20 protein-coding genes are annotated in these 23,244 nt (G+C 57.1%); 6 read left to right on the top strand and 14 right to left on the bottom strand.

Going from position 1 to position 23,244, the window contains the following annotated elements; translation table 11 throughout:
• Nucleotides 1-48: 48 nt before the first annotated feature.
• The 5 genes from AB5Z02_RS18910 to AB5Z02_RS18890 form a co-directional block, all read right to left on the bottom strand.
• Nucleotides 49-1,962 (bottom strand): ABC transporter ATP-binding protein, encoded by a 1,914-nt coding sequence (locus AB5Z02_RS18910; protein WP_368216668.1) that lies wholly within the window; start codon nt 1,960-1,962, stop codon nt 49-51.
• A 73-nt stretch (nt 1,963-2,035) separates the two neighbouring features.
• Nucleotides 2,036-2,266 carry a glutaredoxin family protein gene (locus AB5Z02_RS18905; RefSeq protein WP_139734863.1) on the bottom strand — a complete coding sequence of 77 codons (231 nt, stop codon included), beginning with the start codon at nt 2,264-2,266 and terminating at the stop codon, nt 2,036-2,038.
• Nucleotides 2,266-4,461 carry a bifunctional 23S rRNA (guanine(2069)-N(7))-methyltransferase RlmK/23S rRNA (guanine(2445)-N(2))-methyltransferase RlmL gene (gene rlmKL, locus AB5Z02_RS18900; RefSeq protein WP_236292778.1) on the bottom strand — a complete coding sequence of 732 codons (2,196 nt, stop codon included), beginning with the start codon at nt 4,459-4,461 and terminating at the stop codon, nt 2,266-2,268. The genes AB5Z02_RS18905 and rlmKL overlap by 1 nt, the downstream gene beginning before the upstream one ends.
• A gap of 140 nt (nt 4,462-4,601) precedes the next feature.
• The gene (ykgO, locus tag AB5Z02_RS18895; RefSeq protein ID WP_005336596.1) at nt 4,602-4,727 is read right to left on the bottom strand and encodes a type B 50S ribosomal protein L36; all 126 of its coding nucleotides are present in this window, start codon (nt 4,725-4,727) and stop codon (nt 4,602-4,604) included.
• On the bottom strand, nt 4,728-4,991 hold the full coding sequence (locus AB5Z02_RS18890) for a type B 50S ribosomal protein L31 (RefSeq protein WP_368216667.1): 264 nt from the start codon (nt 4,989-4,991) through the stop codon (nt 4,728-4,730).
• 249 nt (nt 4,992-5,240) lie between these two features.
• Here AB5Z02_RS18890 and AB5Z02_RS18885 point away from each other — a divergent pair, with 249 nt between their 5' ends.
• On the top strand, nt 5,241-5,384 hold the full coding sequence (locus AB5Z02_RS18885; protein ID WP_368216666.1) for a hypothetical protein: 144 nt from the start codon (nt 5,241-5,243) through the stop codon (nt 5,382-5,384).
• Here AB5Z02_RS18885 and AB5Z02_RS18880 read toward each other — a convergent pair.
• The 9 genes from AB5Z02_RS18880 to AB5Z02_RS18840 form a co-directional block, all read right to left on the bottom strand.
• Complete coding sequence (locus tag AB5Z02_RS18880) at nt 5,372-5,908, bottom strand: cell division protein ZapC (RefSeq protein ID WP_005336600.1); 537 nt, start codon at nt 5,906-5,908, stop codon at nt 5,372-5,374. The genes AB5Z02_RS18885 and AB5Z02_RS18880 overlap by 13 nt on opposite strands.
• Before the next feature lie 90 nt (nt 5,909-5,998).
• Complete coding sequence (gene pyrD / locus AB5Z02_RS18875; RefSeq protein WP_368216665.1) at nt 5,999-7,009, bottom strand: quinone-dependent dihydroorotate dehydrogenase; 1,011 nt, start codon at nt 7,007-7,009, stop codon at nt 5,999-6,001.
• A 77-nt stretch (nt 7,010-7,086) separates the two neighbouring features.
• A complete protein-coding gene (locus tag AB5Z02_RS18870) occupies nt 7,087-11,925 on the bottom strand; it encodes an NAD-glutamate dehydrogenase (RefSeq protein WP_368216664.1) in 4,839 nt (1,612 codons plus the stop codon).
• 278 nt (nt 11,926-12,203) lie between these two features.
• On the bottom strand, nt 12,204-12,425 hold the full coding sequence (locus AB5Z02_RS18865) for a DUF2835 domain-containing protein (RefSeq protein WP_033136823.1): 222 nt from the start codon (nt 12,423-12,425) through the stop codon (nt 12,204-12,206).
• A gap of 70 nt (nt 12,426-12,495) precedes the next feature.
• Nucleotides 12,496-15,120, bottom strand: coding sequence for an aminopeptidase N (pepN, locus tag AB5Z02_RS18860; RefSeq protein WP_236292771.1), 2,625 nt, complete (start codon nt 15,118-15,120; stop codon nt 12,496-12,498).
• Nucleotides 15,121-15,264: 144 nt separating this feature from the next.
• A complete protein-coding gene (gene prc / locus AB5Z02_RS18855) occupies nt 15,265-17,280 on the bottom strand; it encodes a carboxy terminal-processing peptidase (RefSeq protein WP_139441338.1) in 2,016 nt (671 codons plus the stop codon).
• 8 nt (nt 17,281-17,288) lie between these two features.
• Nucleotides 17,289-17,927 (bottom strand): RNA chaperone ProQ, encoded by a 639-nt coding sequence (gene proQ / locus AB5Z02_RS18850; RefSeq protein WP_005351923.1) that lies wholly within the window; start codon nt 17,925-17,927, stop codon nt 17,289-17,291.
• 102 nt (nt 17,928-18,029) lie between these two features.
• A complete protein-coding gene (locus AB5Z02_RS18845) occupies nt 18,030-18,488 on the bottom strand; it encodes a GAF domain-containing protein (protein ID WP_005336610.1) in 459 nt (152 codons plus the stop codon).
• 93 nt (nt 18,489-18,581) lie between these two features.
• Nucleotides 18,582-19,043, bottom strand: coding sequence for a hypothetical protein (locus AB5Z02_RS18840; RefSeq protein WP_005351925.1), 462 nt, complete (start codon nt 19,041-19,043; stop codon nt 18,582-18,584).
• 282 nt (nt 19,044-19,325) lie between these two features.
• On the opposite strand from AB5Z02_RS18840, the gene ccoN reads away from it, so the two are divergent.
• The 5 genes from ccoN (at nt 19,326) to AB5Z02_RS18815 (ending at nt 23,195) form a co-directional block, all read left to right on the top strand.
• A complete protein-coding gene (ccoN, locus tag AB5Z02_RS18835) occupies nt 19,326-20,750 on the top strand; it encodes a cytochrome-c oxidase, cbb3-type subunit I (RefSeq protein ID WP_005336616.1) in 1,425 nt (474 codons plus the stop codon).
• Between the two features lie 16 nt (nt 20,751-20,766).
• Nucleotides 20,767-21,381, top strand: coding sequence for a cytochrome-c oxidase, cbb3-type subunit II (ccoO, locus tag AB5Z02_RS18830; protein WP_005336618.1), 615 nt, complete (start codon nt 20,767-20,769; stop codon nt 21,379-21,381).
• A gap of 10 nt (nt 21,382-21,391) precedes the next feature.
• Nucleotides 21,392-21,571 (top strand): CcoQ/FixQ family Cbb3-type cytochrome c oxidase assembly chaperone, encoded by a 180-nt coding sequence (locus AB5Z02_RS18825; RefSeq protein WP_005336620.1) that lies wholly within the window; start codon nt 21,392-21,394, stop codon nt 21,569-21,571.
• A complete protein-coding gene (gene ccoP, locus AB5Z02_RS18820; protein WP_107682983.1) occupies nt 21,571-22,554 on the top strand; it encodes a cytochrome-c oxidase, cbb3-type subunit III in 984 nt (327 codons plus the stop codon). The genes AB5Z02_RS18825 and ccoP overlap by 1 nt, the downstream gene beginning before the upstream one ends.
• Before the next feature lie 140 nt (nt 22,555-22,694).
• Nucleotides 22,695-23,195 (top strand): FixH family protein, encoded by a 501-nt coding sequence (locus tag AB5Z02_RS18815; RefSeq protein ID WP_204379776.1) that lies wholly within the window; start codon nt 22,695-22,697, stop codon nt 23,193-23,195.
• Nucleotides 23,196-23,244: the final 49 nt, after the last annotated feature.

Raw genomic sequence — 23,244 nt, 5'->3', positions numbered from 1 at the left:
TATGTGACACAAGGCACTGAACTGGATTAAGTTTTAATTACAGGGAACTTACTCCTGATTTTTGAGTCCTTCCAGCTCTTCCCAGCGAGCAAATGCCTGCTCCAGCGCAGCTTCAGCGGCATTGAGCGCATCGAGTTTCGGCTGGGTTTTATCTGCCGGCAGCGAGAAGAACCCGGGCTGATTGATCTCGCTTTGCAGCGCATCCAGCTCGGCTTCCAGCTGCTCAAGACGAGCAGGCAACCCCTCCAGTTCAAGCTGCAGCTTGTAGGAGAGCTTCTTGCTTTTCTTCGGCGCTTCTGGCAAGGCGGCAACGACCGGCTCGGGCGCCTTGACCGGTGCACTCTTAGCCTGTTGTTGAGCGTTCTGCTGTTCGCGGGTCGCCATCATGTCGGCGTAACCACCCACGTAATCGCTGATGCGGCCATCCCCTTCAAACAGCCAGCAGCCGGTCACTGTGTTGTCGATGAAGCGACGATCGTGACTGACCAGCAGCAGGGTGCCGGGGTAGTCGGAAAGCAGCTCTTCCAGCAGCTCCAGGGTTTCCACATCCAGATCGTTGGTCGGTTCATCGAGGATCAGCAGGTTGCTCGGCTTGAGGAACAGCTTGGCCAGCAGCAGCCGGTTCTTCTCGCCACCGGAGAGCGCCTTGACCGGCGTACGGGCCCGCTTGGGCTCGAACAGGAAGTCCTGCAGGTAACCGAGGATATGACGGGAGCGGCCACGCACCATCACCTCCTGCTTGCCCTCCCCGACGTTGTCCACCACGGTCTGCTCGGGATCGAGCTGCTCGCGGTACTGATCGAAGTAGGCCACCTCCAGATTGGTGCCCCCCTTGACGGTGCCACGGGTCGGCTCAAGCTGCCCCAGCAACAGCTTGATCAGGGTCGATTTGCCGCAGCCATTGGGGCCGACCAGCGCAATCTTGTCGCCACGCAGCACTTGCAGATCGAGCCCCTTGAACAGGGTGCGATCGCCAAAGTCCAGCCCCAGCCCTTCGGTCTCGAACACCAGCTTGCCGGAGCGATTGACCTCGTCCAGTTGCAGCTTGGCCTTGCCCTGCAACTCGCGACGCTGGGAGCGCTCCATCCGCATCGCCTCAAGGGCACGCACCCGGCCTTCGTTACGGGTACGGCGAGCCTTGATACCCTGACGCACCCACACCTCTTCCTGCGCCAACTTGCGGTCGAACTCTGCATTTTTCAGCTCTTCGACCCGCAGCCACTCCTCTTTCCCCTGCAGATACTCGTCGTAGTTACCAGGCCAGGAGGTGATGGCGCCGCGATCGAGATCGATGATCCGGGTCGCCAGCTTGTGGATGAACTCCCGATCGTGAGAGATAAAGACGATAGCGCCGCGAAAATCCTTGAGGAAATCTTCCAGCCAGTTGATGGCTTCGATATCCAGGTGGTTGGTCGGCTCATCGAGCAGCAGCAAGTCGGGATCGCAAGCCAGCGCGCGAGCCAGCGCCACTTTGCGCAGCCAGCCACCGGAGAGGCTGTCGAGGGTCACATCGGGATCCAGCCCCAGCAGGGTCAACACCTGACTGATACGGGTCTCGAACTGCCAGCCGTTCTGATAATCGAGCTGCTCTTGCAACTCGCTCATCTTGCGAATGTTGGCGTCTGACGGATCGCTCGCCAGCTCCATGGAGATGTGGTGGTACTGCTTGAGCAGTTCCCCCACCCCTGCCAGCCCTTCGGCGGCATAGTCAAACACCGTCAGCTCGCTGGAAGCAGGAGGATCCTGCTCAAGGCGGGTCACTTTCAAATCTTGTTGCAACACCAGACGCCCGTCGTCCAGCGGCAATTCGCTGGCAATGACCTTCATCAGGGTGGACTTGCCCGCCCCGTTGCGGCCAACCAGACAGAGGCGCTCGCCCCGCTCGATGGTCAATTCGGCATTGTCGAGCAGCGGGAAATCACTGAACGACAGACATGCGCCGTGCAATGTTAAAAGAGCCATGTATGTTCCTTATTTCATATGAAAAAAACGGGCAGCAGACTGGGTCTGCCCCCGTTTTATCGTCAAATCACTCTCACCCCTGACAGGCGGCCCAGCTTTTGAGCTCGGCCAGCGTGAAGGGCCAACCGAGCTCGCGGCCTGCTTCGTCACGCAGCACCGGAATGCGCACCCGATAGGCTGCCAACCACTGCTCATCGTCCATGATGTCGCACTGGCAGGTGGCGGCGGCAAGACCTGCCTCCTCCACCAGCGCCCAGGCCTGCTCGCACAGGTGGCAACCGTCGGTATGAAACAGGGTCAGCATCACGCCTCGCCTTGCTCCGGCGCATGGGTGATGATCCAGCAGTTGTGGATGTGCTGGTTGCGCTCGAAATCCTTCGGTCGCGTCTTCTGGGTGATGTTCTGGGCCTTGAGACCAGTGGCCTCGAGACCGGCAAGATCCATCTTGAAGTGACGCTTGTTGTTGGAGAAGACCAGAGTGCCATCGGCCGCCAGCAGACGCTTCAGGTGCTGCATCAGCAGCAGGTGATCGCGCTGTACGTCGAAGCTCTCGTCCATCCGCTTGGAGTTGGAGAAGGTGGGCGGATCGATGAAGATGAGGTCGTACTGATCATCAGCTTCAGACAACCACTTCAGGCAGTCAGCCTGGACAAACTTGTGCTGACGGCCCACCAGCGAGTTGAGACGCATGTTGTCCTGCGCCCAGTTCAGGTAGGTGTGGGACATGTCCACTGTGGTGGTTTCGCTGGCACCGCCAAGACCTGCGTGCACGGTGGCACTGCCGGTATAGGCAAACAGGTTCAGGAAGCGCTTGCCCTTCGCCATCTGACCCAGCATGCGGCGAGTCTGACGATGGTCGAGGAATAGGCCGGTATCCAGATAGTCGTAGAGGTTGACCCACAGGCGGGCACCGTACTCCTGCACTTCCATCCGGTGCTGCTCTTCGGAGAGCTTCTGATACTGCTGCTTGCCTTCCTGACGCTCACGCACCTTCAGGATCACCTTCTCGCCATCCATGCCGGTCACCTTGATGGCGGCCTGAACCATGTCGAGCAGACGCTGACGAGTCTTCTGAGCGGGAATGTCTTTGGGTGCGGCATACTCCTGCACCACCAGATAGTCCTGATAGCGGTCGATGGCGGCGTTGTATTCCGGCAAGTCGGCATCGTAGATGCGATAGCAATCGATGCCCTCTTTGTTGGCCCACTTCTCGAGGGTTTTCAGATTCTTGCGCAGACGGTTGGCAAAGTCCTGTGCCACCTCTTTTTGGGAAGCCACGGAGTCCAGTGCGATTTGATAATTGCGCAGCTGACACTCGAGGGCGCCGTTGAACAGGCGATATTGCTTGTCGGCGCGCAGGCGCAGACAGCTAAGCAGCTCGGGCGATGCAGAAAGAATGGAGACTTTCCAACCCTGGAAGCTGCGACGCAGAGCATCGCCCAGCGCCTGATGCACTTCCAGCAGGGCCGGGAACTCGCCAAGACGCTCGCCATAAGGCGGGTTGGAGATAAGCATGCCGACCTGGCGGGCCTCCCCTTGACCTGCTTCCCCTTCAACAGGGGCAGGCATCGGCAGCGGGTTTTCCAGCTTGGTGACATCGGCCTGCTTGAAGGTGATGAGATGGGCCACACCGGCCGCTTTGGCATTGTCGCGAGCTTTGAGCAGCACGCGCTGGTCGGCATCACAGCCAAACAGCTTCACTTCGCAACGTTGCATGCCGCGTTTGGCACGCACTTGCGCTTCCATCATCAGGCTCTGCCACAGCTCGCTATCGTGCTGCAGCCAGCGATCGAAACCGAAGCGCTCGCGGCGCAGCGCAGGCGCCATGTCGGCGGCGATAAAGGCCGCTTCAATCAGCAAGGTACCGGAACCGCACATAGGGTCCATCATGGGCTCACCGGCCCAGCCACTACGGGCAATCATGGCGCAGGCCAGGTTCTCTTTGAGGGGTGCTTCACCGGTGCCTTGACGATAGAAACGCTGGTGCAACGCCGGGCCTGACAAGTCCAGCGTGATATTGGCCTTGCCCTTGCCCAGGTGCGCCATGATGCGAATATCCGGCGACTTCTTGTCCACGTCAGGACGCACGTGACCGCGCTTGGTGAAGCGGTCGACGATGGCATCCTTGATCTTCAGCGCGCCATATTGGGTATTGCGAATGGCGGGGTTGGTACCGGTAAAGTCCACCGCGATGGTAGAGGTACCGGAGAAGTGCTCTTCCCAGGGAATGGTGTGGGCGCCCAGATAGAGATCCAGATCGTCGTTCATCTGGAATTCGGAGAGCACCAGCACGATGCGGGAGGCAAAACGGCTCCACAGGCAGGCCTTATAGCCAATCGCCAGTTCGCCTTTGAAGTGGACGCCAGCCACGGTCTCACGGACCTGCTCTGCGCCCAGGGTGGTCAGCTCATCGGCCAACAGGTTTTCCAGCCCCTTGGGGCAGGTTGCAAAAAATTCTTTCATCACGCTCACGGGGAACCCATAAAAATAGTGCCGCATTATACCTCATCAGGCGGGCTGGAGCATGCAAAAGTCGGCGCAAACAGCAGGATGGAAACAGATTGATAGGGGGCGATAAAGGTAAAAGACCCCATGACTACCCGATGGCGAGATCATGAGGCCAAACATCATTTAGCGGATCACTTCATACGAGCCTTGAAACGGGGATTGCTTTTGCAAATCACGAACAATTTGCCGCGGCGGCGTACCAACTGACAATCGGGATGACGCGCCCGTGCGGATTTGAGTGAACAGACAACCTGCATTCAGGACTCCTTCTTGCTTGAAAATGCGCCAAAGCGCTTGTTGAAACGGGCCACACTCCCCTCACTAGAAACCTGCTTCTGCTTGCCGGTATAAAACGAGTGCGACTGACTGGAAACATCGAGCGACACATAGGGATACTCCTTCCCGTCTTGCCACGTATAGCGGCGATCCCTCTTGATGGTTGAACCGACCAGGAAAAAGGCATCTGCCGCCGTGTCATGGAACAGCACCAAACGATAATCCGGGTGAATATGAGGCTTCATGGCAACCCCATTTTGTTATGTTATAACAAAATGTAAGTGAGAATAGCTCTCGTTTCAAGCATAAAATGTCGTATGAAGCAAATCGCTTCAGTGAGTGATGTGTTGATACTGAGGTGGAGGCACTACGCAAGCAGAACGAAACAAGAATGAGACGCCATGCTTGCAGCACGGAAAGCCAAGATACTGCGTGGGTCAGAACACAAGGTGCAAGTGAGTGTAATAAGCCTCAAGATAGGCTGGATCACAACCATGAAGATCAATGAGAATGGGCAAGATGTTCGCGGATCAATGAAGTATCAGAAACGAGGCGCTATTGAGATGACCACAGTAAAAACAGGCAACCGTGTAATCACAGAGATAAAACAATTGATGAAAATATATCAACTGACCTGACGATATTGCTCGGTCACGGTAATACGCGGTTTCATCCGGTTATTCATCACCTTGATCACCCCGAAACGTGGCAGAGTTTTACTGGTGGTCAATACCAGATCGGCTGTGAGGTTCAAACAGACGCTGGCCTGATCCCCTGCCTCAATGACCATAAATTCGCCGTTACCATGGGGTGTATTCATCAGGACCAGATCACCGTTTTGCGGGATCACTTGCGGATGCTGTTCACTAAAAAACCAGCTTTGCGGCATCAAAGGTTTATAAAAACGACTGACCGCGATGGCATTAAGCACCAACTGAACCTGATGCGGAATACTCCACTCAAGTTCGGCTGCTTTATCCATCAACTGATAATAGAGGGCGGCATCATCGACACAAAAAGGTTGGGTCGTAAACGAGCTGGGCACCAATTGCCGCCCTTTATACTCGGTCGCAAATAACATGTTATCAGACAGGTCCAACATCAGACGGTCACTCTGGGCATCATAGTGCCATTGCCAGCTATCGGTCGGTTGGATAAACATGTTGGAGCCCTTACTTGATAATTACCAGTTGACTTTATTCCATATGCAGGAAATCAGCAACGTCAAATAAAGGGCTCCGCCATCTATTTCTTAAATATTGGTCACAATCTCTTTGACCAACCCCGGCCCTTTATAAATAAAGCCGCTATAAATTTGTACCAGACTGGCACCGGCGGCCAATTTTTCACGGGCGGCCATGGCACTATCAATACCACCCACCCCGATAATTGGCAGAGCACCATTGAGCGCCTTGGCCAGATGACGGATCACCTCGGTACTCTTATGCTGCAGCGGACGACCACTCAGGCCACCCGCTTCACCGGCGTGGGGCATGTCATAAATCATCTCGCGCTCGAGGGTGGTATTGGTGGCAATAACCCCATCAATACCATTCCGTACCAACGAAGCGGCCACCTGATCTATTTCTTCAAGGCTTAAATCCGGGGCAATTTTAACCGCCAGCGGCACATACTTTTTATATTGGGCGGCCAGCTCTTGCTGACGCACCTTGAGGGCTGCCAGCAATTCATCCAGCGCCTCGCCATATTGCAGCGAACGCAAACCCGGGGTGTTGGGGGAAGAGATATTGACGGCAATATAACCGGCATGATCATAAACCTTGTCCATGCAGATCAGGTAATCATCCTTGCCCTGTTCGATGGGAGTGTCTTTGTTTTTGCCGATATTAATGCCGATGACCCCCTGATATTTGGCCTCTTTTACCTTGGCCACCAGATGATCAACCCCCTTGTTGTTGAATCCCATCCGGTTGATGATCCCCTCTGCCGGAATAATCCGGAACAGGCGCGGCTTGTAATTGCCGCTCTGGGGTCTGGGGGTGACGGTACCAACTTCGATAAAGCCAAATCCCATGGCGCCCAGCGCGTCAATGCACTCACCATCTTTATCCAGACCGGCCGCCAATCCCACCGGATTGGCAAAAGAAAGCCCCATGACAGTGACGGGGCGTTTCGGCAAATTCTGGCGGAAGAAACAATCGAGTGGCGTACCGAGAAGGCGGGGCAAATATTTCATGGAGAGATCGTGAGCCTGTTCCGGATTGAGCTTGAACAGGAAATGCCTGGCGATGGGGTACAACATCTTTGCTCCTTAAAGAAAGCCCCGGCAACTGGCCGGGGCTTTGGGTGTAATGTCGGTGTCATGCCTTAATCTGGCAATTAAAGTGCCCGACAATTCAACTGGAGCAGGTTCAACTCACGCAAGGCCACCGAGAACTTGGCGAACTCGTGGGTACTGGTGGTCTTGAAGTCGGCCAACATGTGGGTCCAACGGGACAAGAGTTGCTCATGCTCCGAAATCCAGTCGGCCAGTATGGTAGCGCATTCTCCCTGATCTTTGCACCCTTCCAGTACCACAGAAGTGAGACTGCGTTGCTGCCAGTCAAGATCTTCGCGGAAAGAGGCACGCGCCATCGCCTGCCAGTGGTTGCCGACCGGCTGATGGTTAATCTGGTCGAGGAACCAGTGCAGATCCAGTTTGGCTCCGAGGCGATAGTAAACATTGGCGGCGCGCAGGATATCGGTCTTGTGCTCCGCGGCAATCTGCGCCAGATCCAGGCTGGAGAAGAGGCTGCTCATATGGGCGACCTGACGGGCAATGGCCTCCGGCACCTGTTTCTCCATCCACTTGGCAACAGCCTGACGATGCTCGGCCACTTCGCTCTCATCCATCACCTCGTAGAGGTGCTTCCCTAAGGTCTCGAACGCCGGACGGAAGAAGACGATGTTCTCGCTGATACTCCAGCTGCGATTGCGGGCACGCAGGAACCAGCGGGTGGCTCGGCGCACAATGCGGCGGCTGTAGAACATCAGCTCGAGCTGAGTCTGGGCATCAACCAGGTTGTCGCACCCTTCGATATCACGCCACAGCTGGTTCATACCAAACACTTCGCGAGCCATGGCAAAGCAGCAGGCCACTTCGGCGACCGAGGCACCGGTCTCGTCCTTCATCCGGCTGGCGAAGTTGAGCCCCATGTCATTGACCAACATGTTGGCCACACGGGTAGCGATGATCTCGCCGCGTAGCGGGTGATCGGCCAGCTGGGCACCAAACTGCTGCTGCACCTTGGCCGGGAAGCTGGTGACCAGCATGTTGGCGAGGAAGGGCTCGTCGGTCACTTCCGGGCAGTTCAGCTGCTCTTTCAGCACCATCTTGCCGTAAGCCACCAGCACCGCCAGTTCGGGGCGGGTCAGTCCCTGCCCTGCCGCCATCCGCTCGGAAAGCTCCTCATCGGATGGCAGGAACTCCAACGCACGGTCGAGCTTGCCTTCCCGCTCCAGCCCCTGAATAAAGCGCTGCTGCTCTTTCAGTTGTTCAGAGCCGCGGAAGCTGGTGACCGATATGGACTGGGACTGGCGATAGGCGTTGGTGATCACGATCTGCGCCACGTCGTCGGTCATCTCATACAGCATCTGGTTACGCTGCTTGAGGGTCAGATCCCCTGCCGCCACCAATTGGTTGAGCAGGATCTTGATGTTCACCTCGTTATCGGAGCAATCCACCCCGCCCACGTTGTCGGTAAAATCGGTGTTGATGCGACCGCCCTGACTGGCGTACTCCACCCGACCGAGCTGGGTGAAGCCGAGGTTCCCCCCCTCGCCCACGATGCGGGCCCGCAAATCGCGACCATTGACCCGCAATGCGTCATTGCTGCGATCGCCCACTTCCCCATCGCTCTCGCGAGCGCTCTTCACGTAGGTGCCGATGCCGCCGTTCCACAGAAGGTCGACATTGAGGCAAAGCAGTGACTTGATCAGCTCGTTCGGCGCCATGCTGGTCTTGTCGGTGCCGAGCAGGGTCTGCATTTCCGGGCTCAGCTTGATGGACTTGGCCGAGCGCAGGAAGATGCCGCCCCCTTGTGATATCAGCTCGCGGTTGTAGTCATCCCAGCTGGAGCCCGGCAAATCGAACAGACGCTGGCGCTCGACAAAGCTCTTGGCCGCATCCGGGGTCGGGTCAACGAAGATGTGCATGTGGTTGAACGCACCCACCAGCCGGGTGTGCTCGGAGAGCAGCATGCCGTTGCCGAACACGTCCCCCGCCATGTCCCCAATCCCGACGCAGGTAAAATCGGTGGTCTGGCAGTTGACGCCAATTTCACGAAAATGCCGCTTGACCGACTCCCAGGCACCACGGGCGGTGATGCCCATCTTCTTGTGGTCGTAACCGACCGAGCCGCCGGAGGCGAACGCATCGCCGAGCCAGTGGCCGTATTCGAGGCTTATTTCGTTGGCGATGTCGGAGAAGGTCGCCGTGCCCTTGTCGGCGGCGACCACCAGGTAGTAGTCATCCTCGTCGTGACGCACCACGGATGTCGGCGGGATCACCTCGCCGCCGATGATGTTGTCAGTCACATCGAGCAGACCGCGAATAAACAGACGATAACAGGCCTTGCCCTCCTCCTGAATGACGGCGCGGGTTGCCCCCACCGGCATCTGTTTGCAGTAGAAGCCGCCCTTGGCCCCCACCGGCACGATGACGGTGTTCTTCACCTGCTGGGCTTTCACCAGACCCAGCACTTCGGTACGGAAGTCCTCCTTGCGATCGGACCAGCGCAGACCGCCACGAGCGACCTTGCCCCAGCGCAGATGCACCCCTTCCACCCGCGGCGAATAGACGAAGATCTCGAATTTCGGCAGCGGCAGCGGCATGTCGGTGATGCTGGAGGGAGCCAGTTTGAAGGAGATGTAGGGCTTGATGTTGCCCGCCTTGTCCAGCTGGTAGTAGTTGGTGCGCAGGGTGGCGTCGATCATCTCCACATAGCGGCGAATGATGCGATCGTCGTCCAGGTTGGCCACCTGATCCAGCTTGGCGGCAAGCTCCTCGTGCAACTTGGCTTCTGCTTTGGCATCCTGCTTGCCAGCCGGGTCGAGGCGCTGCTCGAACAGGGTAAACAGCAGCTGGGCGATATCAGGGTAACGGGTCAGGGTCTCTTCGATATAGGACTGGCTGAAGGAGACGCCGGTCTGGCGCATGTATTTGGCATAGGCGCGCAGCACCGACACCTGACGGCCGGTAAGTCCCGCCCCCAATACCAGCCGGTTGAAGCCGTCATCTTCCAGCTGCTTGTTCCAGATGGCGGCAAACGCCTGCTGGAAGCGCTGCTGGCTCTGGGCCAGATCAAAGGGCTGCTCGCCATGCAGCAGCATGGAGAAGTCGAGGATCCAGAACAGATCGCCCCCTGGAGTACGAACCTGGTACGGGGTCTCGCCGATCACCCGCAGTCCCATGTTCTCCAGCATCGGCAACACATCGGAGAGGTGAATGGGTTCGGTGCGGTGGAACAGCTTGAGCCGTACCCGACGGTCGTTCTCCTCCTCCTGCGCGCGGTAGAACAGCATGCCGAGTGGCTCGGCTTCGCTCAGGTTATCGAGCGCCATGATGTCGGCCACGGCCGAGCCCGGCAGCACATCTTCCTTGTAAGCACGGGGGAAGGCGGTGCTGAAACGGCGGCGCAGCTCGTTACCACGGGCCTCGCCATAATGGGAAAGCAGCACGGAGTCGAGTCTGTCGTCCCAGCTGCGGGCCGCTTCAATCAGGTTGTTCTGTACTTCGTTCACATCCACATCCACGTTGTTGTTGTTGACCCGCACTATGTAGTGGGTCCGCGCCAGCACGCCTTCGGTGAAGTAGACGTTGAATTCCACCTCTTCGTTGCTGCCAAAATATTTCTGCAAAATTTGCTGGGTTTTGATCCGCAGCGCCGTGTTGTAGCGCTCCTTGGTGACATAGACCATGCAGGAGAAGAAACGGCCGTACACATCGCGGCGCACGAACAGCCGTAGCATGTCCCGCTCCTGCATCTCCAGCACCCCAAGGCCGGTAGCCAGCAGCTCCTCTTCACGGGCCTGGATCAGCTCGTCACGGGGATAGGTTTCCAGCACGTTCAGCAGCGCCTTGTAGGCGTGTGAGCCCTTCTCGTGACCGGAGGCGGCCATGATGCGCTCGAGACGATGGCTGATGAGCGGGATCTGGGTCGCGCTGGTGTTGTAGATGGAAGATGCGTAGAGACCGATGAAGCGATCTTCCCCGATCACCTTGCCATGCTCGTCAAAGCGCTTAATGCCGATGTAATCCACATAGGCCGGACGGTGCACCCGGGACTTGCTGTTGGATTTGGTGAGGATCAGCAGGTCAGAACTCAGGGCGGCGTGACGGGCGCTGGCTGGCATGTTGCCAAGGCGCTGACCCACCTCCTTGATGGAGTTTTTCATCAGCCCCAGGCTGGAGCTCGCCTGCGGCAGGATCTCGTGATCCCCCTCCACAGCCTTGACGTCGTAACGGCGATAGCCCATCAGGGTGAAGTTGTGGGCAGCCACCCATTTGAGGAAGGCAACGCAGGAGGCCACCTCCTCCTTGCTGACCGGGTGCTTGCGCTTGGGCAGTTCGTCAATGATCTCATTGAGCTTGGCCAGCATGGGCTGCCAGTCGCCGACTGCCAGCGCCACTTCCCCGGCCACCGAGTTGAGCTCGGTAGCCAGCGCGGCCATCTGCTCCTCGCTGGTGAGGTGATCGATCTCGATAAGGAATGCTGTTTCAACCGAGGTCTGCCCGTCGGTGTTGTCGAGCTCCAGAATGGCGTCAATCTTGCCATCCGCTCCACGAATGAGGTGCAGCGGTTGGTGCAGCATCATGTGGGCGGTGATATTGAGCCGTTTAAGCGCCATCCGGATGGAGTCCACCAGGAAGGGGGAGTCCTGCAGGATCACCTCGACGATGGTATGGGGCGATTGCCAGCCGTGACGGGTCAGCTCGGGATTGTAGACCCGGATGTAGGGATCGATACCGCTGCGCTGATTGAGGGCATTCCACAGGCTCAGGGCCGCGCCATAGAGATCGCTGTCATTGCGGTCGTGCAGATCGGAGCTCGCCATGTTGCCGTAGAACTTGGCAACGAAGCGCTCGACCAGAGAGGCGCTGTTTTTGGGCAACTTCTGATGGATCAAGCTGAGAACGTTTTCGAGCAGAACTGAGGTAGGGGCGTCTTTCAATGCCATTTTTATATTCCTTATCGGACGACATTAACCACCGACGCAGAGGCAACCACCCTGGTTACCCGCTGGTGCAGAGTTGTTGCGAAGTGTAATGGCTTGGATAAGGGAAGGCGAGGAAAGGTGCTAACGAGATGTTAAAAACAAGGTGCAGATCACGGCTTAAACTGTGAGAAATTTTGCAAATAACCAAAAATACAGAAATTCCCACTACCTTTGTGCCAGTTTACCGGATAGATAGTGACGCAAAGCAGATAAACAGTCGGTAATCTGTTCGATTTTTGTTAATTTATGCGTTCGAGGCTGATAAAGCGGTAATCGTCCTGGGTTTTCAGCCGAAAATAGCCATGCACACCATTGATGGCGACAAAGGGCCGTATTTTTTCTATGCCAAGCTCCAGGGTCAATCCCTGTTCGCTGCGCACCACCAGCCGTCTGGCATGGCCCTGATACATCAGCATCACCTCGTCACTGCTCAATGAGAGCCGAAAAGTAAACTGCTTCACGCTTGCTCCTGATCACACGACAAATCACACAATGGGGGCAGGCGCATTCACGCCCCTGCCCCGTCGACACTTACTGCTGCAGCGCCTTGCTGACCTTCTCGAACAGATCCCGTGCCAGCCCCTCAAGGTTGGCAAGACGGGTCAGCTCGGCGCGGATCAGGGCCTTGCGTGTTTCATCCAGTCGCTTGAACTGGATAAGCGGGGTAATGAGGCGGGAGGCCACCTGCGGATTGACCTCGTTGAGCTCGATCAGCAGATCGGTCAGGAAGCGGTAACCGCTGCCATCCACCGCATGGAACTGCACCTGATTGCTCATGGCGAAACTGCCGATCAGCGCCCGCAGCCGGTTCGGGTTGCGAATGCTGAAAGTGGGGTGACTCATCGCCTGTTTCACTTCACTCAGCACATCGGCAGCCGGTTTGCTGCCAATCAGCCGCAGCCAGTTGTCCAGCACCAGTCCATCCTTGGCCCACTTGCCCTCGAAATCGGCCAGCAGCGCGGCGCGGCATGGCAACAGATAGCCGTTGGCTACCTGCAGTGCCGCCAAGGTGTCGGTCATGTTGTCGGCAGTTGCATACTGCTCGCGCACCAGCGCATCGGCATGCTCCGCATCCAGCGCCGCCAGATAGCCGAGCACTACCCCTTTGAGGGCACGCTTGGCCATATCAGCGTGCACCACCTGATAACCGTTCAGACGCAGACTCTGATAGGTCGCCGCCAAGCGCGCACCAAAGGCCTCGGCAAGACGGGTGTGGATCGCGTCGCGCACCTGATGGATGGCATCGATATCGGCCACCTCGAACAGCTCGGCCAGGGTCGCTTCACCGGGCAGCGCGAGGATCTCCGCCTTGAGGGCCAAATCGAGATCGCTGTCGTCCAGAATAGCGACGAAGGCGGCCAACAGGGTTTGGGAGAGCTCAACCCCCTGCCCGTGCTGGACCCGCGCCACCCCGTCGATGACCGCTTTGTTGATCAGCATCTGGGCCGCATCCCAGCGGGCAAACTCGTTGCGGGCAAAGCGCATCAGAAAGGCGAGCGCTTCGTCGCTGTAGTCATAGTGCAGCTTGACCGGCGCAGAGAAGTCCCGCAGCAGGGAGGGAACCGGCTTGACCGGCACCCGATCGAATTCGAAGGTCTGCTCCGCTTCCAGCACGTCGAGCACGTTGCCGATGGCCTTGCCCTGATATTGCAGCGCAATGACGGCACCCTGCTCGTCATAGAGTTCGATATCGAGGGGGATATGCAGCGGCAGCTTTTGCGGCTGATCCTGAGTCGGCGGGGTGTGCTGGCTCACATGCAGACGGTAAACACCGCTGGCGGCATCGTACTCGTCGGTCACGGTCAGCTCGGGGGTGCCTGACTGGCTGTACCAGCGGCGGAAACGGCCAAGATCGACACCGGAAGCATCCTCCATCGCCTGCACAAAATCGTCGCAGGTGGCGGCCGAGCCGTCGTGACGATCGAAGTAGAGACGCATACCGGCCTGGAAGGCATCTTCCCCCAGCAGGGTGTGCATCATGCGGATCACTTCCGACCCTTTTTCATAAACGGTCAGGGTGTAGAAGTTGTTCATCTCGATCACCACATCCGGGCGGATCGGGTGTGCCATGGGGCCGGCATCTTCGGCAAACTGCGGGCCGCGGACGGTACGCACGTTGTTGATGCGGTTGACGCCACGGGAGCCCAGGTCGGAGGAGAACTCCTGATCCCGGAATACCGTCAGCCCCTCTTTCAGGCTGAGCTGGAACCAGTCTCGACAGGTGACTCGGTTACCGGTCCAGTTGTGAAAATATTCGTGACCGATCACCCGTTCGATACCGTGGTAGTCGCTGTCAGTGGCGGTGGCCGGATTGGCCAGCACGAACTTGGAGTTGAAGATGTTGAGCCCCTTGTTCTCCATGGCGCCCATGTTGAAGAAGTCCACTGCGACGATCATGTAGATGTCGAGATCATACTCGAGGCCAAAACGCTGCTCGTCCCAGCGCATGGAGTTGATGAGGCTCTCCATGGCAAAACCGGCGCGATCGAGGTTGCCCTTGTCGACGAAGATCTCGAGGGCCACCTTGCGACCGCTCTTGGTGGTGTAGTGGCTGCGCTCCACATCGAAATCACCGGCCACCAGCGCAAATAGGTAGCTGGGTTTGGGGAAAGGATCCTGCCACTGCACGAAGTGACGGCCGCCATCCAGATCACCACTGTCGACCTTGTTGCCATTGGAGAGCAGGAAGGGGAACTGGGACTTGTCGGCGGTAATGCGGGTGCTGTAGCGCGCCAGAATGTCGGGGCGGTCCAGATAATAGGTAATGCGGCGAAAGCCCTCCGCTTCACACTGGGTACAGTAGGCATCGCCAGACTTGTAAAGCCCTTCCAGCGCGGTGTTGGCGGCCGGATCCAGCAGGGTGACAATGGTCAGCACACATTCGGCCGGCAGGTTGAACAGGGTCAGACTGCTCTCGCCTTGCTCGTAGTGGTCACAGGGAATGCCATCAATGGCAACGCTCTTGAGAGTCAGCTGTTCACCATCGAGGACGAGCGGCGCATTGTGCTCGCCGTTGCGACGAATACGGGTGATGGCGGTGACCTGGGTCAGCGGCTCCTGCAGTTGGAAATCGAGGTCGATGGTGTCGATCCAGTAGAGCGGCGCCTGATAATCCTGGCGATATTTGGCCGTCATGGCCTGGGAGTGATCGGTCATTATTGTCTGCTTCCACGCTTGTTAAAGGCGAGAAAGAGGCTGTCACAACCAACTGGCGGGGTCAAACAATTTGCATTACGTCAGATACGCCAGACAAAAAGAAAGGGCGACCGCAGTCGCCCTTGTGCATTGGAGGTCGCCTTGTCAGCTGCGTTTGCTGACCTTGACCAGATCCGCCGTGATATTGGCCGCTTCGATGAGATACTCATCGGGCGCTTCAAAATCAGCGGGCAGCTCATCCAGACTCTTCACCGCCGGCTTGCCAAGACGTGCCAGACGCTCGTTGGTACGTTTGAGCGCTTTCTCATCCTGTTTCGCCTGCTCTGCAACACGCTCCGCCTCGTTGAGGGAGACCGACTTCTTGTCTTTCTCCTCCTTGTAGTCGGCGATGTCCTGCATCACATAGGCAAACTCGGGATCCTTGGCGATCCGGGCATCGTGCGCCGCCTGCAACTTGGGCAGTACGCTGGCGAAGTTGCCGAGTTTCTCGTAGTTGGCGGAGGCAATCTTGTCCCACGGCAACGCATTGAACTCACGGCTTTCGCCCGTCTCTTCCGGAGCAACCGGTGTCGGGAAGCTGATATCCGGCGCAACGCCCTTGTTCTGGGTGCTGCCACCGTCGATCCGGTAGAACTTGGCGATGGTGTACTGCACGTGACCCAGCGGCTGCTCGTAGAAGTCATAGACCTTGGCTAGGCTGCGATGCTGCTGCACCGTCCCCTTGCCAAACGAGTTTTCACCCAGAATCAACGCACGGCCATAATCCTGCATGGCGGCAGCGAAGATCTCGGAGGCCGAGGCACTGTAGCGGTCGATCATCACCGACATCGGGCCGCCGTAGTAGACGTTGCCATCGTCATCGCCATTGACCGTGATACGGCCCATGTGATCACGAATTTGCACCACGGGACCGCTGGCAAAGAAGAGACCGCTGAGGGCAGAAGCTTCGGTCAGGGCGCCGCCGCCGTTACCGCGCAGATCGATGATCAGACCATCGATCTTCTTCTTGTTCAGGCTGGAGAGCTCCTTGATCACGTCGTCATGCAGATTGACGTAGAAACTCGGGATCTCGATGACGCCAATCTTCTTGCCTTCGGCGTTAATCACCTTGGACTTGGCCGCCCGGTCTTCAAGGCGCACCTTGTCGCGGGTCAGCTCGATCTGCTCGGTCTTGGCAGTTGCGCCCTTGCCGCGCTGGATCTCCAGCTTGACCTTGCTCCCCTTGGGCCCCTTGATGAGCTCGACCACGTCATCAAGACGCCAGCCGATCACATCGACAATCTTGCCATCTTCCTGCCCCACCCCGGTGATCTTGTCATCGGGTTTGAGGTGGTTGGATTTGGCTGCCGGGCCACCAGGCACCAGAGAACGGATGACGGTAAAGTCATCTTCCGCCTGCAACACGGCACCAATCCCCTCCAGCGAGAGGTTCATCTCGGTGTTGAAACGATCGGCACTGCGCGGTGAGAGGTAACTGGTGTGCGGTTCGATGGCGCGAGCGAAGGAGTTCATGAAGAGCTGGAAGACATCTTCGCTCTCGGTCTGGGACATCCGCTTGATAGCGTTGTTGTAACGCTTGCCAAGCAGCTCCTTGATCTCGGGCCACTCCTTGCCGCTGAGCTTGAGACTCAGGGCATCGAACTTGACCCGCTGACGCCACAGCTCGTTGAGCTCTGCTTCATCTTTGGGCCAAGCCGCCCCTTCCCGATCAAACACATAGTTGTCGGTCTGGGTAAAATCGAAAGGAGTATCAAGCAGTTTGAGGGCGTATTCGAACCGCTCATAACGCCGCTGCTGACTCAGGTTGAACATCTCGTAGGCGGGAGCCAGACGGCCTCTTTCGAGGTCGGTGTCAAAACCGTTACGGTACTTTTCAAAACGGCTGATATCAGAGGCCAAAAACAGGTTGCGGCTGTAGTCCAGATTCTCCAGATATTTATCGAAAATCACGGAGGAAAAGGCATCGTCCAGCTTGAACTGTTTGTAGTGCGAGCGGGTAAACAGATTGGTAATTCGCTTGCTGGCCGTAGCATGTTGGCTCTCTTGAGCCAACACAGGCAAATCACTCTCCTTGAGCACCGGCTCGATGGCCTGTGCAAGCCCGGCAAGCGCCAGGCTACAGGCAACGAGGGAAAAACGAATTACGCCATGCTTCAACATTTGTCTCCTTAGAGAACCAAGTGCTCTGATTTGACCCGCACCATCATGCCGGTCTGCAGTTGGACCTGTACATCGTCCTTGGTTACTTCCTTGATGGTTGCCGGAACCGGGAATTTACCCATAACGACGCGCACATCCTGGCCCACTTTCAGCGTAGCGGCATCCACTTTAACCAGCGGAGCGTCAGCGACCGGTGCCTTGGCGGCAGCTTTTGGCTTGGCAGCTACATCAGCCTTCTCGGTTTTGCGCACAGCAGGACGACGGGGCTTCTTGGCCTTCTCATCCTTCTCTTTGGTATTGGTACGACGGCTGGCGAATACGCGCTCTTTGCTCTCTTTCAGAGCTTGCTTGGCGTGCTCGATGTGCTCTTCGGTCAGCAGCTCGCCCGGGTTGCCATCCAGATCAACGCGAGCCTGGCCAGCTTTGAGACCGTGCAGGTAGCGCCAGCTGGAGGTGTATTGACGCAGTGCGGAACGCAGCATGGTCTTGGAGACTCTGGCATCGTCAGCAAGACGCTCGGCCAAATCCTGGAAGATGCCAATCTTGAGCGGCTTGGCCTCTCCTTCAGCAACGAAGCAGGCCGGGAATTTCTCGACCAGGTAGGCAACGATCTCTTTACTGTTCTTCAGCTTCTCAGTGTTTTCCATGTATAACCTTGGCTTTCATATAAACGCACGGGCACGTCCCGAGCACAACAAAGGCCCCATTATAGAGAGCTTGGGGCCTTTTGCGAACCATCTAGCAATGACTTAGAGCATGCTTTCCAAAATTTGCACCGTTTCTTCGAGGCCAATCCGGTCTTGCTGGTCGAAACGGTTAAAAATCGGACTGTCGATATCGAGCACCCCGATGATCTCGCCACCACGGCGCACCGGGATCACGATTTCCGAGTTGCTCGCGCCATCGCAAGCGATGTGACCGTCGAACTGGTGGACATCGTCAATGAGCTGGGTTCTCCCCTCTGCCACTGCCGTACCACACACCCCGCGGCCGACCGGGATCCGCACGCAGGCCGGTTTGCCCTGAAATGGCCCCAATACCAGGGTCTCGCCCTGCAACAGATAAAAACCGACCCAGTTGATCTCCTCCAGCTCCTGATTAAGCAGTGCGGAGAGGTTGGCCAGATTGGCAATCAGATCGGTTTCCCCCTCCAGCAGCGCCTTGGCCTGCTGGTTGAGGGTGCGATAAAACGGTTGTTTTTCAATCATGATTAAATGAACTTCACTCCCTGATGGTTTGGGGAAGGTAACGCCTGGCCGGGAAATTTCAAATATTTTTTCCACTCCCCACCTCTTGCGCCGTTATTCCCGGGCAACGGAAAGCGCCAATTGCTGGCGTTGACCATTACTCCACTCGATATTTAACAACCAGATCATGACGGGTGATGTACAGCTCCCCACCTGTGTCACCCCCTGCCACTGTCCGTCTATTTCTTCAAAGCTCACCGGAATGGTGCCCATAAACATATCTTTGCCTTCGAGTGTCGCTTTCACCGGTTTGATGGCCGGATCGCCGCCGGTAATAGCGATGGCAAAGTCATGTTCAGCGCGCAGCGGTAATTCCTTGATGGCGACCGTCAGTGGCTTGTCACCAATCAGCGCGCTGCAAGGGGTGTGGGAAAGATCACAAATCTGATCTTTTTTCTGGTCAGCAGAGACGCTGTTATCGGCCGAAAACCAGGTGCGATAGGCCATCAGCGCCAATAACAGCGCCAATACCAGTACGAGGTGCAAAACTTTACGTGCGGTAAGTCTCTCTTTCATCAAAAACAGCCCGATTAAGATGCAATTAAAATAGTTTTTTGTGATCTCGAACAAGGTAAAAAAACTGCCATATCGAGACCGGACGGAGCCAAATATATCACTGTTTATACTGTTATTTTACCTGTCACTTCAGTATCATTCCCATGCAGTTTTCATTTAGCCATCTTTTGCTTTTCCTTTCGTTAACAGATGTTAACAACTGGTCGGCGGTGGCTGATGAAGCCAGTCCGGTCCTCCGGATACAAAACCAAACAACAGCAGCATCGGAAGCGGAATATAACGATGAGCCATACAACTAACCATCCTGAGTACAACTACACCGTTGTTCGCCAGTTTACCGTCATGACGATTGTCTGGGGAATTGTCGGCATGTCGGTTGGCGTACTGATCGCAGCCCAGTTGATCTGGCCTGCCCTCAACTTCGAGACCCCGTGGCTGACTTACAGTCGTCTGCGGCCCCTCCATACCAACGCAGTGATCTTCGCCTTCGGCGTCAGTGCACTGATGGCCACCTCGTTTTACGTGGTGCAGCGCACCTGTCAAACCAGACTGTTTGGTGGCCCGCTGGCAACCTTCGTCTTCTGGGGCTGGCAAGCAATCATCCTCTCTGCCGCCATCTCTCTGCCGCTGGGTTACACCTCCGCCAAAGAGTATGCCGAGCTGGAGTGGCCGATTGATATCGCCATCACTGTGGTATGGGTCGCCTATGCCATCGTCTTCTTCGGCACCCTGATGAAGCGCACCACCTCCCACATCTATGTGGCCAACTGGTTCTTCGGCGCCTTCATCATCACCGTTGCGGTGCTGCACATTGTCAACAACATGGAAGTGCCGCTCTCCGGCATGAAGTCCTACTCCATGTACTCCGGCGCCATGGACGCCATGGTGCAGTGGTGGTATGGCCACAACGCGGTAGGCTTCCTGCTGACCGCTGGCTTCCTGGGGATGATGTACTACTTCGTGCCCAAGCAGGCCGGTCGCCCGGTTTACTCCTATCGCCTCTCCATCGTCCACTTCTGGGCGCTGATCTCCCTCTATATCTGGGCCGGTCCGCACCACCTGCACTACACCGCACTGCCTGACTGGGCTCAGTCACTGGGCATGGTGATGTCCCTGATCCTGTTCGTCCCCTCATGGGGCGGTATGATCAACGGCATCATGACCCTCTCCGGTGCCTGGCACAAACTGCGTTATGACCCCATCCTGCGCTTCCTGATCGTCTCCCTCTCTTTCTACGGCATGTCGACCTTCGAAGGCCCGATGATGGCGATCAAAACCGTCAACGCCCTCTCCCACTACACCGACTGGACCGTCGGTCACGTGCACTCCGGTGCGCTGGGCTGGGTTGCCATGGTCTCCATCGGTGCGGTCTATCACCTGATCCCGAACTTGTTCGGCCAGGGCCGGATGTACAGCGTCAAGCTGATCAACGTTCACTTCTGGCTGGCGACCGTGGGCACCGTGCTCTACATCGTTGCCATGTGGATTTCCGGCGTGATGCAGGGCCTGATGTGGCGTGCAGTCAACGAAGACGGCACCCTGACCTACAGCTTCGTTGAAGCGTTGCAGGCATCCTATCCCTTCTATTTCGTGCGCTTCCTGGGTGGCTGCTTCTTCGTCACCGGCATGTTGCTGATGGCTTACAACGCCTATCGCACCATCACTGCGCCCAAAGGTTCTCTGGAACCTGTCGCCCAGCCAGCATGATTGAAGAGGTCAACCCATGAGCAACAATAACCGTCACGAAATATTTGAAAAAAGCGTTCCCATGCTGGTGGTCGGCATCATCTTCGCCATCAGTCTGGGGGGCCTGGTTGAAATCACTCCGCTGTTCTTCCAAAAGCAAACCACCGAGCCGGTGGAGGGCCTCAAGCCCTACACCGCTCTGCAGATGGAAGGACGCGACATCTTCATTCGCGAAGGCTGCACCAACTGCCACAGCCAGATGATCCGTCCGTTCCGTGCCGAAACCGAGCGTTACGGTCACTACTCGGTCGCCGGTGAGAGCGTCTGGGAGCACCCCTTCCTGTGGGGCTCCAAGCGTACTGGTCCGGACTTGGCCCGTGTCGGTGGCCGCTACTCCGACGAGTGGCACAAGGTTCACCTGATCAACCCGCGCGATGTGGTACCGGAATCCAACATGCCCGCCTACCCCTGGCTTGATACCAATGTGCTGACCGGTGAGATGACGGCCAAGAAGCTGGCGCTGTTCCGCGATCACTTCGGTGTGCCCTATACCGACGCTGATATTCAGGGTGCTGGCGAAGCCGTCAAGGGCAAAACCGAGCTGGATGCGCTGGTGGCCTATCTGCAATCACTGGGTCATGCCCTGAAATAAGGAGGCGAAAATGGACTACGGCACATTTCGCGGTCTGTATACCCTGCTGTTGATGGCCATCATGATTGGCATCATCGTCTGGGCCTACAGCAAACGCCGCAAGACCTCTTTCGACGAGGCTGCCAATCTGGTTTTTGCCGATGATGAGCAACCCGGTGCTGATAAAAAGAACGCAGGAGCGAAACAATAATGAGCACTCTGTTTAGCATTTTTGTGACTGTCATCAGTCTGGGAACCATCCTCGGCTGCTTCTTGCTGCTGATGTGGTGCCGCAAGGACAAGATGGGTGTTGAAGAAGGCAAATCGATGGGTCACTCCTTCGATGGCATCGAGGAGATCAACAACCCGCTGCCGAAGTGGTGGACTTACATGTTCCTCTTCTTCATCGTCACCGGTCTGGTCTATCTGATCGCCTTCCCGGGGCTTGGCAACTTCAAAGGCCTGCTGGGCTGGCAAAGTTCCAACCAGGACGTGCGCTCGCTGGCCGAGTCCAAGGCTGCAACCGCATCGGCAAAGGCTGAAGGTCGCGCGGTGGAGTATGACCGCGAGGTCGCCAAGGCTGACGAGATCTACGGCGCCAAGTTCCGTGAACTCACCTACGAAGCGGATGGCAAAACCTATCGTGCCATCACCGAGATCGCCAAGGATCCGGAAGCCCTGAAAGTGGGTCAGCGTCTGTTCCTGCAGAACTGCTCCCAGTGCCACGGCTCCGATGCCCGTGGTGGCCGCGGCTTCCCGAACCTGACCGACAGCGAATGGCAATGGGGCGGCCAGCCTGATCAAATAAAGACCACCATCATGGGCGGTCGTCAGGGGATCATGGCTGCCTGGGGTGAAATCCTCGGCAAAGATGGCGTTCAGGAAGTGGCCTCCTATGTGCTGAGCCTCTCCGGTCGCAAGGTCGACCTGGTGGAAGCGAAGAAAGGTGAAGCACGCTTTGCCATCTGCGCTGCCTGCCACGGGGCCGATGCGAAGGGCGGTATTGCCGTCGGTGCGCCAGATCTGACCAACAACACCTGGCTCTACGGTGGCTCCCGCGAAGTGGTGGTGCAAACCATCACCCACGGTCGTCACGGCGTGATGCCAGCCTGGAAAGACATTCTGGGTGAGGACAAGGTTCACCTGCTGGCCTCCTACGTTTACAGCCTGTCTCATCAACAGTCTGCCAAATAAGGTTCGCCCGTAACGTTGTAACATGTGATAAACACGTGATTACACAGCAAAAAGCCTCGACTCCTCGAGGCTTTTTGTTATCTTGTGTTGCGTAAAAACCATCTTCCACGTTAATCATTCGTTTCATGGCAGTAGCAATCATGACCCAACCTCTATCCAAACCGTGGTATCGCCAATTCTGGCCCTGGTTTATCATCGCCCTCCCCACTGCCGCCGTTATCGGCAGTATCGCCACCGCCATCATCGCCAGCAAGGATGGGGTCAATCTGGTGGCCGAGGACTATTACAAACAAGGGAAAGAAATCAATCAGGACTTGAGCAAGTTTGACCGCTCCGAAGCCCTCAATATCCGCTTTGGGCTGGAGGTTGACGGCAACGAGCTGACCCTCAAACCCATCAGCGGCGATATTCCTGCCGGGCAAGCTCTCTATCTCTCGTTGTTCCACCCGACCTTGGCCGGTCAGGACAGCGAACACATGATCACCGCCGATGCGAGCGGCACCTATCGCCTCCATTTCGACAAGCCGCTGGTCGGCAAGTGGCACATTCGGGTCGATGCCTTCGATCACCAGTGGCGATTGCAAGAGACCGTCCAGCTTCCCACCCTGGCCCCTGTCGAACTCGACCCGAAAGGACGCTAAGCCATGACCGGCTGTTCTCACTGTGGCGAGCCGGTGCTCGCCACCGCCC

Origin of the sequence: Aeromonas sp. R2-3, from assembly GCF_040908375.1 — a bacterium.
GTDB lineage: Bacteria > Pseudomonadota > Gammaproteobacteria > Enterobacterales > Aeromonadaceae > Aeromonas > Aeromonas veronii.
This window is presented reverse-complemented; position numbering and strand designations above follow the sequence as displayed.

Bases quoted from the DNA above. Each gene is read 5' to 3' on its own strand.
- AB5Z02_RS18910 (WP_368216668.1), bottom strand. From the start codon at position 1,962: ATGGCTCTTTTAACATTGCACGGCGCATGTCTGTCGTTCAGTGATTTC.
- AB5Z02_RS18885 (WP_368216666.1), top strand. From the start codon at position 5,241: ATGAAGATCAATGAGAATGGGCAAGATGTTCGCGGATCAATGAAGTAT.
- prc (WP_139441338.1), bottom strand. From the start codon at position 17,280: ATGTTGAAGCATGGCGTAATTCGTTTTTCCCTCGTTGCCTGTAGCCTG.
- AB5Z02_RS18905 (WP_139734863.1), bottom strand. From the start codon at position 2,266: ATGCTGACCCTGTTTCATACCGACGGTTGCCACCTGTGCGAGCAGGCC.
- AB5Z02_RS18825 (WP_005336620.1), top strand. From the start codon at position 21,392: ATGGACTACGGCACATTTCGCGGTCTGTATACCCTGCTGTTGATGGCC.
- AB5Z02_RS18890 (WP_368216667.1), bottom strand. From the start codon at position 4,991: ATGAAGCCTCATATTCACCCGGATTATCGTTTGGTGCTGTTCCATGAC.
- rlmKL (WP_236292778.1), bottom strand. From the start codon at position 4,461: ATGCGGCACTATTTTTATGGGTTCCCCGTGAGCGTGATGAAAGAATTT.
- proQ (WP_005351923.1), bottom strand. From the start codon at position 17,927: ATGGAAAACACTGAGAAGCTGAAGAACAGTAAAGAGATCGTTGCCTAC.
- AB5Z02_RS18870 (WP_368216664.1), bottom strand. From the start codon at position 11,925: ATGGCATTGAAAGACGCCCCTACCTCAGTTCTGCTCGAAAACGTTCTC.
- ccoN (WP_005336616.1), top strand. From the start codon at position 19,326: ATGAGCCATACAACTAACCATCCTGAGTACAACTACACCGTTGTTCGC.
- pyrD (WP_368216665.1), bottom strand. From the start codon at position 7,009: ATGTTGTACCCCATCGCCAGGCATTTCCTGTTCAAGCTCAATCCGGAA.
- pepN (WP_236292771.1), bottom strand. From the start codon at position 15,120: ATGACCGATCACTCCCAGGCCATGACGGCCAAATATCGCCAGGATTAT.
- AB5Z02_RS18840 (WP_005351925.1), bottom strand. From the start codon at position 19,043: ATGAAAGAGAGACTTACCGCACGTAAAGTTTTGCACCTCGTACTGGTA.
- AB5Z02_RS18815 (WP_204379776.1), top strand. From the start codon at position 22,695: ATGACCCAACCTCTATCCAAACCGTGGTATCGCCAATTCTGGCCCTGG.
- AB5Z02_RS18845 (WP_005336610.1), bottom strand. From the start codon at position 18,488: ATGATTGAAAAACAACCGTTTTATCGCACCCTCAACCAGCAGGCCAAG.
- ccoO (WP_005336618.1), top strand. From the start codon at position 20,767: ATGAGCAACAATAACCGTCACGAAATATTTGAAAAAAGCGTTCCCATG.
- ykgO (WP_005336596.1), bottom strand. From the start codon at position 4,727: ATGCAGGTTGTCTGTTCACTCAAATCCGCACGGGCGCGTCATCCCGAT.
- AB5Z02_RS18880 (WP_005336600.1), bottom strand. From the start codon at position 5,908: ATGTTTATCCAACCGACCGATAGCTGGCAATGGCACTATGATGCCCAG.
- ccoP (WP_107682983.1), top strand. From the start codon at position 21,571: ATGAGCACTCTGTTTAGCATTTTTGTGACTGTCATCAGTCTGGGAACC.